The following is an 11,820-nucleotide window of genomic DNA, read 5'->3' as shown; positions in this document are numbered from 1 at the left end:
TTCCGTTTTCTGCTGCCCGTTTTGTCTGAGACTCTGTGTGAGACTCTGTGTGAGACTCTCTTTCACGAGCACGCTCAAAGGTTTCCATCGCCTCTCTATCAGACTTATCCATGCTATGCAGGTACAACTCAGTTGTACTCCGATTCCTGTGACCCAAAATTTTCTGAATGGCCCCAAGAGGGACATTGTTGTTGTCCATCAAGGTGGCCCCAGAGTGCCGAATCGGGTGAAACCGAAAATACCCCACCTCAGCCTTTTCGCAAAGGGTTTTCATTATCCGCTTCCGGTCCCGGTACGGCCCCTGTACACGCTCCCCAGTCTTGTTGTCCCAGTAAGTATGCCAAAACACCCATGGCTTGGTCTTGTCACGGGCAGCATAACGACGTGACAGGACTTCAAAAAGTTTATTGGTCATGAGGACTTTCCTGGGTGTCAAACTACCACCCTTTCTCTTGCGCGTGTAGAGGATGACATGCCGCGCATTGAAGTCCACATCATTCCAGGTCAAACGGTTAACCTCACTTACTCTGGCCAGGGTATCTCGCATAGTCCATAGGTAATCCTGGGTGTCAGGTTCAGCGGCAGCAATTACCCGGTCAATCTCAGCAGATGACGGCACCATCCGGACGATTTCCTCAGTTGGGAAAAAGCTGATTTCTTCTGTTGGGTCAACCTGTACACATTTATTCTGGATGCCAAACCTGAAAGTCGCCCTAAGATACCGAAGCTCTTTGTTGGCTGTGATGTTCGACACCTTGGTCCGTTCAAACAGAAACGCCATCAACATATCCTGACTGATTTGATTAACCAACAACTTGCCCCATAGCTTGACCCAACGCTTTGCCAAATACAGGTAGTCAGTATAGTGCCTTTGGGAGTTGTAAGCCTTAACATGGTCCAGTCTGCGGTTAACAAGGTCCAAGAAGGCCATGTCGGTTGGGGTCTTCACCACCTCGGTCTGCATGTGCTGCGGTGGTTCCGGTTCCAACTCCTGCTCTTGCTCCAACTCCTCCCTTTTCTTTGCCTCGGCTTTTTGTGCATCTGCCTTTAAGCGGAACCACGTCGCCGTGTGACGGACTCCGTTCTTGGTGAAGTCGTACCTCCACCCCTTCCCTTTTACCAAATAAACGCTCATAGAGTTCCTCCTTTGCTGGGAAAAGCAGAGAACCCACGAGCTTCACACCACCCAATACCTGCCAATTTTTGTAGACCCATGAAGGGCTTTTCCGCAGGAACAGGGCAACCTCCTCAACTGTGAGGATAGCTGATGATGGTACAGAATCAAAGGGTGCAACCATGGCGCATCTCTGCCTTCCCCCCGTAGATGACATTGCAGCATCACGGGGCAGCCAACAACATGACACTAATACGCATCACCATTGAAACGTACCAATGCCAACATGTCGCTTAGGAAAGGGTCCAGAACCTCTCTTAAGTAGAGAGACGCACCTAGCTTATGCCTATTGTGCGCAATTTACGGATAATTGTCAACTCATGCTAAAGTTATAGATAATACACAAACAGAAAATTTTATTTAAGTAATGGTAGGCGCAAATCCACGCACCCAGAAACGTCCCGTAGTGGTTGAATGCTGTGTCCTATCTGAAATCCACTCTGAACACATATCACGTAGAATAGCGGATTGAGAATATCAGGCTCATAGCCAGCTCCACCAGAATCACCTCTCCACCAACATAACAAAAGTCAACTATACAGCACAATATAACCTCTAAAGGCTTTTGAATATAGAGGTACAAATACCTCTTTATAATCTTTCAAATATGCGGATAGAGGAACATAGTAGATGAATGACAAGTGCATAATTTTCAACAATAAAATTACCCCTCATAGAGATTGGCCAGAAGATTTGAAGTGCCTGGTCAATCAAGCGGTCTACGCTACCACCTACATAGACACGCTATGTATCTGGATTTTTGTGCCCAATGCAAAAGATTTGTATGCACAAGCCAAAGATTTGGAGGAAAAATTCCAAGGGATAGAGAATCACAAAATAGTGCCAATTGAGAAAGCAGAAGCGGACACATCAGAAGCCAGAGCATCAAGTGACCAAACCCAGTCTAGCAAAAGAAAGAAAGAGTGGAATGGGGCTGGAATATCTATCACGTTACAAACGCCAAGCAGAACTGACCTAAAGACCATATCTGAAATGCAGCTTCCAAACCATGTAATTTCAAGAGTTGACATTGCGGTAGATTTTGGATTTGAGAGTTCTGATACGGCAAATTCATTCCGTGAATTATGGTTGAAAATAGCCAAGGTAAAATGGTCAGGAAGTATAAAAAAATTCCTGACCAGCACGTATACAAATTTCAGGAACGCATCAAAAGGAAATAGCAGCATCATTTATTCTGAAAAGAAAAATAGATTAGATGATGAATTGCATGCCTGTCATTGGGAATTCAGGTCACGCAAAGTGTTTCTTAAATCAAGAGGAATAAGGAAAATCCAAGACATACCAAACCTGCTTGAAAAAAAATTCATTTTTAAAATGTTTTCAGAGCGAGTTTCCTTCTATGATTTGCCATATGATTATTTAGACAAAATCATTGAAAGACGCTACACAAAAGATGAATATCAAAAATATAAAGAAATGAAAAGAAAAAACAGATTGAACGTATCAATGCCAAACAACAGACCAGAAATATTTGCTGACTATTTAAGAAAAATAAAAAAAGCAATGATAGAATCTGGGACGCCTCTTGACATTGCATATTATACTGGATTGAAAAAAATTGAAAACTTGATTGTTCTATCTCTCAAAGAAAAAGATGATGAATTATAATAAGCAGTCAATACTAAAATATTCCCGTAAAAAAAATAGAATTATCAATCAGTTACAATCATCTTTTGTGAAAATTCCATCACGTTAAAAATGACTATATCAGCATCTTTTGCCTCTACCAACAAATGTACGCAGCAAGTTTTTTATTGGATACAGCCAACAAAAATATGGAAAAATCTCTGCAAATATCATTCTTTTGCATCAACATTGGATTGATTGAAAAGCCTTTGTATATAGAAGCAAATATCTACCAATATTTTTTGAAAGAGGAAGAGGCAATGAATACAGAAGAATCTAGCAGTTTTAATCTAACCGTCAAAAGATTGGAATGCAATCTGTTAAACACCTGGGAAACATGCGCACTTTTAAGGATGAGCATTCATACATTAGCAAAAATGCGGTGCACCAATCCAGAGAGAATTCCATACACAAAAATCAGGAACAGAGTCTACTACTACAGAGATGATGTTGAGAAATTTCTTACTGAAACAAGCAGGAGATATGGACAATGAGACCATTCTTAAATTTTGAATATTATGTCAGACGGTTGTGTCATGATGCTATCTATAAAACCAGTCTGTCAATTGTAATTCCACCAGATTTCAATTTTGCGGACAAACTGTTTGCTGGACATAAACGTACAATTAGACCGGACATTAAGCTCTGCAACTCTGACAAAGACGTTGTGGCTCTGATTGATTCCAAGCGGCGTGACTTCAGAAACCTATCCAATGTGGCTGGAGATTATACAGTATCACCTGAGATTCTTTACCGCATGGCTTTCTATATGAATCACTTCAGAAAACCAGGTGCCATAATGCACGGAATATTTGTAGTCCCAAGTTCTACAGAACTACCAGTATTTGAACAAGCAGTGTTTGACTATGATAACAACCTGATAGTGACACTGCTTGGGATAAAAATTAATCAAGCTCAGATTAATAATGATTACAGCAACAACCTGTCAGAATATGAAGAAGAATTCAAGAACAGATTGAAACAAATTCTAGAAATAGAATATAAAGCCATTTAGGTGTCAAGTTTAATTTAGCCACAAATTAACATCTGAATTGATTATGAAATATTGTCAGACAATAATAACATCTTGAAACATTTCTGAAATATATTGAACAAAATTTTGATTTGCATTATTGTCTGATACTAACGTTTGTATTTGATATATTAAAAGAATATACAAAATGACAAATTTTCTCTTTAGGAGTATTGAATTAAATGAATGACATTGAACAAGAAATACAGAAACTGTATTCAAATAGATTAATTATTCCATTTAATAAATTTTGCAGAAGGTGTTTGGTCGGGCCAGTGAAACAACCTGCAACTCCATATCTGGGTAAGCATTTTTTTGAACAGGAAAACAAAGTGATGTTTGTCTCTGCAACTCATAATTCAGATGTTCTTGAAAAACTAGACATCCAATACATGCTTGACAGTTTGGACAAATCCACCTCAGATTTCATCGACGGTTCTCTCAAAGGTCAATTTGAATATCCTGAAATAACAAAAATTTGTTTTTCTAGTCTGGTAATTTGTCCTCAACCACTAACAGCTATCAGAGAGTCAATTGTTAGGAACTGTTTATCTGGTCTTCAAGTTCTATGGAGGACAGTTAAGATTCTTGAGCCTGACGTGCTTGTATTTACCATACCTAAATATTTGTACAATTTTTTAGAAGACCTCTCACCTATTATAGTTCCTGATAGTGAAGTGATTGAAATTACGTCTCAAGATGCGGAAATATCTCAAGGACAGTACAGCGCACCTTTTTGGTTGAGAGAGATAACATCTTCCTACGGCAAGAAGGTCAGAGTAGTTGTGGTTGACCATTCAATTTCCTATGAAAAATTCTATCAAAGGATTCTTGAAATGAATCAGGTGGACACTCATGTGCCAAAAATGTCAAATTACACTAAGACCATCCTAGCTCATATTCTTGCTGGCTTGGAAAAGAAATAATCCAACAGCACAAAGAATCTCCATTTAACAGAATAGGCTAAATTTGGTATTGACATTCACCAGAAATTTCATCAGAATTTCAGATTATCAAATTAACCAGCAGATGGAGATTCTGACCATGGCCACTAAAGCGAAGTCTCAACAGCCGCAACAAGACAATGATGTGAAAGCGGATGCCATTGAAGCATCCGCACAATCTTCAATTTCAGTGGAAAATCTGGATTTCTCACTGTATCCATATGATGTCTTGGTCAAGCTCAAAGAGAGGATTGAGAAAGAGATGGACCGTCAGAGAGAAAAAGCAATTGCTGACCTCAAAAAAGAGATGACTGAGAAAGCCAAAGCCCTTGGTGTAAGTATCCAATTTGTGCTTAATGTTTCTTCTTCCACCTCCCCTGCTGAAGGAGTGACACCAAAGAAAAAGCGCGCAGATGCTGGAATCAAGCAAGAGCCTTACTACGTAAATCCTCAGAATAGCGGTGAATTTGCGTTCAAACGCGGAAAGAAACCTACGTGGTTTGACCAGTTGGTCAAGAGCGGTGTGGACCCTGAGACACTTCGCATCAAGAATGACTGAACCAATCAGCATATATCTGCTTGTGGAGGCGTGCATACAGACACTGCCTCCTCACCACCACCTCAAAGAGACTGACCGCCTCTAAATTTCATCCATCATCAACGCATTCTCCTCCGTTTGAATCCTTCACTAACCGCTACAACGCCATTTCCCCCCATTTTACCTGAAAATTTTGCCTATAAAATCAGCAAGTTGCAAATACGTCTTCTAGGAGCCTTTTTAAGCCATCTTTTGTTGGTGGGATATCAACGCATTGACTGCATCCTGAAAATGGATTGTAGAGCGTTCTGTGAGGTTAGTTTTTGGCCATTACCGTAGATGCTTATTTATTAATTCAATTCAGGCTGACGTCAGATATATTTTTTCTTGACTTTTTTGAATTTACGGCATACTCAATCAGTAATTACCATTCTTTCTGTTTTCTATTGACCAAATAACCATTTCTAGATTTGCAAATATGACTATAGAAAATTGATTATAGCCGCAATCAAATTTTTTTATAAATAATTTACCGCATTAAATCATGTAGTTACAAAAAGCAGTCTCATGAGAAGCATTCTAGCGTGGCTTTGTTCTGGCAATACCAACATAATTGTCCGTTCATATAAGTTCTCTATAGAGCGTCTTACAAGCACAATATTTTTTGGTATTTTGCCTATAAGCTTCTCTATATCATATTTTACCAACTGATTACTGACTTTCCACCGTCATTTTGATTAATGAAAGTCAGGATTGCGGTGGGTAGAGGGGATGCAGGTGTGATAGGGACGGATTACTGGACCGGTCCCCATTCATCATGTCCCAATGGCATACTGTTGAGCAGTTCACGGGTCATCCGCCAATGCGGCAAGTGAGTATCCAGCAAGGCTATGAATTCTTCCCCGTGGGTCCGGTGGACCAGATGGGCCAGCTCGTGCACCACAATGTACTCCAAACACTGCTCCGGCTTCTTGACCAGCTCCAGGTTGAAGAGAATCCGCCGACTTGATGGATTGCAACTTCCCCATTTGGTCTTCATCTTCTTGACAACCCAAGCCGCCACCTGGACCGCCAGAACGGATTGCCACTTCTCCAAAAGGGGAAGAATCAGCAGCTTGAGCTGCACCCGATACCACTTGGAGAGGATTTCACCACGCTGCTCTTGGGTAGTACCGGGTCTGACAAACAAATCCAGGTAAGTTACACCATTCACTGCCACCATGGCGACTCCGGGCCGCTCTATGACACGTAGGCGATACCTCTGGCCCAGGTAGTAGTGGCTTTCAGCGTTGACCATTTCCCGTTGGGATTGGCGTGGTTGGTTCTGGAACTTCAACTGCTGACGCCGAATCCAAGGCAGCTTCTCAATCACCGCCAATCGGACAGCTTCATCTGTGACCATGAGAGGAACTGCCACACGCACCCTACCAAGGGGGGGATAGACACCCAAGTGAAGATTCTTGATGTCTTTCCGAACCACCTCCACATCCAGACCACTGACCGTGATTTGGTGAGACTCAATAGCCATTTTGATGCTTTGCCAATTCCAGTATCTGGTCAGTCAGGGCATCATCCTGCAATATCTCCCGGATTGCCCACCAGACCTTTTTACGCTTCATAGAGTTCTCCCGCCAACCATCCATCCGGCTATTCTGGATTGCACTATCCACTGCCAGAGCCAGATGGGCATCTTTGCCAAGGTTGTTGTAGAGGGTTCTCTGTGCGGAGGTCTTCAAGATGTCAGGATACCCCCCTGGACCACCTCCGGGATGTTTGGCATCTCTGGATAATTGGGCAATCTTGTCCAGATATTGCTGATATGTCAGTGCCTTTTTGCGTCTTTGCTCAATCAGAGCATCCAACAACCGGGACATCTGCTCATAGTAGGCAGGGTCAATGGGGGATTCATTGATAATCAGCTTGCGGACGTTGTTTTCAATGGTTTCAGCAACCGCATCCTGATTCTTTCGGATACTCTTGGGCAGAGCATTCACGGCCTCTGCCCCTTTATCCACCAGCAATAGAATCAGGCTCATGTCATCAAAGGAGGAAATCTTCTCACTGGCCTCTGCATGGATGTAGGTATCAATCAGATGACGCATGGCCGGTTCATAGAGTTTCAGGTCAAGAAAATCTCCGCTGGAGAGCTTGACCGCCTCCGTTATCCTGGCAAACTGGTCCACCTCTCTTTTGATTTGTTCAATCTCTTTGGAGTTGTAGCCCGCTTCATCCAACTCATTGGCAATGCTGGAGTAGGCTCTGAGCAATGAGGAGAAAAATTTGTAGAGTTTCAGCCGTTTGGGTTCATTTTCTTTCAACTGGACGTGGTTGCCGGACTCTACGGCACAGAAGTAGTGCAGAAAATCCACTTCTTCTCTGGGTGCAGCCACCGGCTCACACAACGCTTTGATGGCTTCACGGGCCTCCTCCAGCTTTTCTCTGGCTTTGGTCAATCTGTTTTCCAGGAGACCATGGACATCTGACGCATCATAACCATCAAAGGCACCGCTGGTATAATCCTCAATTGCCCCTTCAAGTTTTTGGAACAAGTCTTTATAATCAACAATATATCCGTATTCCTTATCATCTCCATCCAACCGATTCACCCGACAGATGGCCTGGAAAAGGCCATGGTCCTTCATCTGTTTGTCAATGTAGAGATAGGTGGCGGGTGGAGCATCAAAGCCGGTCAAAAGCTTATCCACAACAATCAGCAGTTTCATCTGACCGGGTTCATGGATGAATTTCTTTTTGACTTCCTGCTCAAACCGTTCAATCTTCTGGATGGCACTTTTTTCCGGTTCACTGAACCACTCTGCCAGCATTCTGGAATAGACTGAATATTTAAGCAGATTGTCTGTTTCACCCTCTCCGCTGGTTTCTCCCTTTGCGTCATCTATGCTTGGAGCATAACTGGTGACAATGGCGCATCTTCCTTGCAATTCCGTTTTTCTAAACAGTTCATAAAATTTGCAGGCTTCATAAATGCTCCCTGCCACCAGCATGGCATTACCATGGCCATCCATTAGACGTGGCCGGGTATTCATATCCATGAGGATGTCAGCCACAATCTTCTCCAGACGGGACTGACTGGAGAGTACCTGCTGCAAGGTTCCCCATCTCTGTTTCAACTGGATTTTGGAGAAATCATTCAACCCCTTGGTCTTGGCATCAAACCAGTCATCCACCTTTTGGGAGGATATCAGTGATTGGTCAATCTCTCTGGCCTCATAGCGGAGGTCCAAGACCACTCCCTCCCGCACAGCCTGGTCAAATTTGTAGGTGTGGATGTAGCCTCCAAACACCTCAATGCTCTTCTTCTTGTCGGATTTCAGTAGAGGTGTTCCGGTGAAACCAATGAACATGGCATTGGGCAAGAGCTTGGTCATGGCCTTGTGGAGGTCACCGGACTGGGTACGGTGGCACTCATCCACAAAGACGTAGATGTCTCCTTTTGCCTTGAAATCAGAGGGTAGCCTTTGAATGGCTGCCATGAATTCTTTGGCTGCCGCTTCACTATCAGAACTCTCTTGACGGCCAAATTTATGCACCAGGGAGCAAACCAGTGACTCTTTGCTTTCATTCAACGTGGCAATCAAGTCTTCACCGCTCTTGGTGCGGTAAATCTGTTCATTCACCCCTTTGAAGACCTTCTCAATCTGTTCATCCAGTTCCGTGCGGTCGGTGATGATGAGAACCCGTGACCCGGAATGGTTTTCCCGTATCCATTTGGCCAACCAGACCATGGTGAGGGATTTGCCGCTGCCTTGGGTATGCCAGATGATACCGCCTTCACGGCGGTGGATATATTCCTGAGCAGCTTTGACCCCGAAGTATTGATTCTGACGGCACACCTTCTTGATGCCCGCATCAAAGACAACAAAATCATGAATCAACTCCAGGAAACGACCCTTTGCACCCATCTGGAGCAGATGACGGTCCAACAAATTGGTCTCTGTTGCAAACGGTCCCGTCTCCTCATACCAGCGGAGATAATATTTCTCCGGGGTCTGGATGGTTGCGTAGCGCAACCCCTCACTGTCATTACCAGCCATCACCCACTGCATGGTGGAGAAGAAGGGCTGGATGAACTCCTTTTTCTGGTTATCCAGATTCTGACGGATACCTTCTGCAACCGAGACGCTGGAACGCTTCAGCTCCAACACCCCCAAGGCAATCCCATTGACGTAGAGCACAATATCCGGTCTCTTGCTGCTGGCTTTGGCATCCGCTCCCTTGACCGTGACCTCTTCAGCAATGGCAAAGTGATTGTTTTCTGGTTTCTTCCAATCAATCAACCAGACCGTGACCCGGTTCTCACCGGCTCCTGGTTGCACTTTGACCCCGTAGCGCAGGAGGTCATAGACCACTCTGTTGCGGTCGTAGAGGTGCTTGCTGGTATCAGAGGCGCTTTTTTCCAGTTCATGCAGTGCCCGGTTGATGAGGACATCATCCACACCTTGGCGTTGCAGCCAGGAGGTGAGCAAACCAACCTCAATGTTGGCGTTGCCGGGTCTCTCCTTCCAGTTGCCCAGATAGTCGTAGCCCAATCTCTCCTGAAACAGAGCAATGACACGGGATTGGGTCTGCTTCTCCGTTTGACTGTTCATGGCGTGGGTGGATTGGCTGTGTCAATCGATGAGGAGGGAACCGGTTCCATGCTCAACTCTTTGCCACCAAGGATGGCCGATCGGCCATCCTTCCAGATGACCGCATACTGACCCAAACGCCGTTTGCGTTCCAACGCATTGGCGACCGCCTTCTTCATGCTGTCCAGTATCTGCTGGTCTTCCACAGAGATGGTCTCCATCATCCTTTGGCCTCTCGGATAAGGTGTTCAAAAATCTCAGGTTGTAGAATGGTCCGCTCCTTGCCTTGCTGTATCATGATGAGTTGCGGCTCTTTTTCACTGTTGAGGAACAAGCGGGCATAATCAACCAGTTCTGCATATTCCCCCAGGAAGTTGCCAAGACTCCGTGGAAAGCGTCTCTGAATATCCGCAGCAGGAATGGAATGACCGCCATGAGCAACCCGTTCTGAAACCCGCAGCAGTGACATCTCTACGTTGGGCAGTGCCAGATAAAGCAACTCCACCCGCCAACCATCCGCCTTCATCCGCCGAATCAGTTGCAAATGCCCACGACCGGACAGCGTGGTTTCAAAGGCAAAGTCACGACGACTCTGAATGCACTGCTCAATTTCCCCCAGAAACAAGCGACTTGCTGACAGCAATTGCTGTTCCGGTGCCAACGGTGACAACCCGGCTGCAATCAAGTCCGCATTGATGAAAGTCCGGCAGTGGGCCACCTCCGGCAGATAGGTGAGCGCAAACGTGGTCTTTCCCGCTCCATTTGGACCAGAGATAATCCGGCAGATGGGTTGGGATGAGGTGGTCATATCAACCGTATCCTCCCGGTCAGCAACTCCTGCATCATTCCCTGTTTGAGGGAACGGGTCTTGTCACGACGGGCTTCAAGGGCAGTGATTTCAGCGTCCATGTCGGAGAGGACGGAGGCGATGGCGGTTTGTTCTGCTGCTGTTGGAATCTTGACTTCCAACTTTTGATACTCAGAAATCCAATACCTTTTATGGTCACCAATCTTAAATTTAATTAACTGAATTATATCAAAAATTATTTTTAGATTGACAGATGGGTTTTGTGGTTTCAAAATCTTCATTGCTGACGACTTCGCCTTAAATGGAAAAGTCACATACTTGCTGTCAGTTGTGAAATCATCAAATATGATTACAGGTAAATCTTTAAAAACGCCATAGGTCTCACTTGTATAACCAAGAATGAATGTTTTACCTGCTGTAAGCACTGGAACATTGTTGTTGCCGTTGTACTTACTGCTTCCGACAAGATAATTTGTTGGCTGCTCATATGATAACAATTCTCCAAGTTCCTTCACCTCCCACTTTCCCTCAAACCCCGGTAGCCGAGTCTTCCCGGTGAGCAGTTGCTGCATGGCGGCCTGTTTGAGGTCACGTTTTTTGGCGATGAGTTGGTCGAGCTTGGTAATCAGTGCATCCACATCCGACAATGCGACGGCAATAGCGCGTTGTTCAGGGAGAGGTAAAACTGGAATGGGCATTTGCTGAAGGGAGCCAGCGTTTACATTCTTTTGCGCTCCACCAATTTGACTCTGTTCAAAGAATCCTTGACCATGCTCTGAGTTTATGTAGAAACAAAGAAAAAAACTGTCCATAACATCTCTATAAGGCCTGATTATCAGAGTAGTGAAACTCTGGACTGAGTCATACTTTTCAGGTACAACACACGTGGTTCCAGGATAACCAGTTCTTGCAGTTAATAAATCACCTTGTTTAAGTCGTTTGTTCTTGAATTGATATTCGTATGCTGGGTCAACATAAAGAACGTCTGTATCATCCAGATAACCAGATTTTATGTTCTGATTTCTCAGGAGTGCAATGCCCTTGTCCCTGTAAGCATGTGTAGCCGCACTCGCGATGCCAACCATGA

Annotated in this window: 10 protein-coding genes; 4 read left to right on the top strand and 6 right to left on the bottom strand. The window is 44.4% G+C overall.

Translation table 11 applies throughout. From position 1 onward, the window contains the following. The coding region (locus EJP87_RS09585; RefSeq protein WP_130471648.1) for a tyrosine-type recombinase/integrase at nt 1-1,135 on the bottom strand (1,135 nt) is incomplete at its 3' end. A gap of 669 nt (nt 1,136-1,804) precedes the next feature. Between EJP87_RS09585 and EJP87_RS09580 the strand changes: the two genes are divergently transcribed. The 4 genes from EJP87_RS09580 (at nt 1,805) to EJP87_RS09565 (ending at nt 5,357) form a co-directional block, all read left to right on the top strand. Continuing rightward, the gene (locus tag EJP87_RS09580) at nt 1,805-2,803 is read left to right on the top strand and encodes a hypothetical protein (protein ID WP_130471647.1); all 999 of its coding nucleotides are present in this window, start codon (nt 1,805-1,807) and stop codon (nt 2,801-2,803) included. 508 nt (nt 2,804-3,311) lie between these two features. Continuing rightward, on the top strand, nt 3,312-3,836 hold the full coding sequence (locus EJP87_RS09575) for a hypothetical protein (protein WP_130471646.1): 525 nt from the start codon (nt 3,312-3,314) through the stop codon (nt 3,834-3,836). Between the two features lie 200 nt (nt 3,837-4,036). Beyond that, complete coding sequence (locus EJP87_RS09570) at nt 4,037-4,780, top strand: hypothetical protein (protein WP_130471645.1); 744 nt, start codon at nt 4,037-4,039, stop codon at nt 4,778-4,780. Nucleotides 4,781-4,898: 118 nt separating this feature from the next. Beyond that, nucleotides 4,899-5,357: an H-NS histone family protein gene (locus tag EJP87_RS09565; protein WP_193771268.1), complete on the top strand. Its 459-nt coding sequence runs from the start codon at nt 4,899-4,901 to the stop codon at nt 5,355-5,357. A gap of 772 nt (nt 5,358-6,129) precedes the next feature. On the opposite strand, the gene EJP87_RS09560 is transcribed toward EJP87_RS09565, so the two are convergent. The 5 genes from EJP87_RS09560 to EJP87_RS18485 form a co-directional block, all read right to left on the bottom strand. Further along, the gene (locus EJP87_RS09560) at nt 6,130-6,864 is read right to left on the bottom strand and encodes a M48 family metallopeptidase (RefSeq protein WP_130471643.1); all 735 of its coding nucleotides are present in this window, start codon (nt 6,862-6,864) and stop codon (nt 6,130-6,132) included. Further along, nucleotides 6,854-9,946 carry a type I restriction endonuclease subunit R gene (locus tag EJP87_RS09555; RefSeq protein WP_130471642.1) on the bottom strand — a complete coding sequence of 1,031 codons (3,093 nt, stop codon included), beginning with the start codon at nt 9,944-9,946 and terminating at the stop codon, nt 6,854-6,856. Before EJP87_RS09555 ends, EJP87_RS09560 begins: the two co-directional genes overlap by 11 nt. Further along, entirely contained in the window at nt 9,943-10,149 is a 207-nt protein-coding gene (locus tag EJP87_RS09550) for a hypothetical protein (RefSeq protein ID WP_130471641.1), read from the bottom strand. Before EJP87_RS09550 ends, EJP87_RS09555 begins: the two co-directional genes overlap by 4 nt. Beyond that, on the bottom strand, nt 10,146-10,733 hold the full coding sequence (locus tag EJP87_RS09545; RefSeq protein ID WP_130471640.1) for an ATPase: 588 nt from the start codon (nt 10,731-10,733) through the stop codon (nt 10,146-10,148). Before EJP87_RS09545 ends, EJP87_RS09550 begins: the two co-directional genes overlap by 4 nt. Next, nucleotides 10,730-11,820 (bottom strand): restriction endonuclease subunit S (locus EJP87_RS18485; protein ID WP_130471639.1); only part of this gene is annotated, 1,091 nt, incomplete at its 5' end. The genes EJP87_RS18485 and EJP87_RS09545, both read right to left, overlap by 4 nt.

The sequence above is a fragment of the Candidatus Magnetaquicoccus inordinatus genome (assembly GCF_004217665.1).
Classification (GTDB): Bacteria; Pseudomonadota; Magnetococcia; order Magnetococcales; family Magnetaquicoccaceae; genus Magnetaquicoccus; species Magnetaquicoccus inordinatus.
The sequence above is the reverse complement of the archived record's forward strand: the minus strand, read 5'-3'. Positions and strand labels throughout refer to the sequence as shown.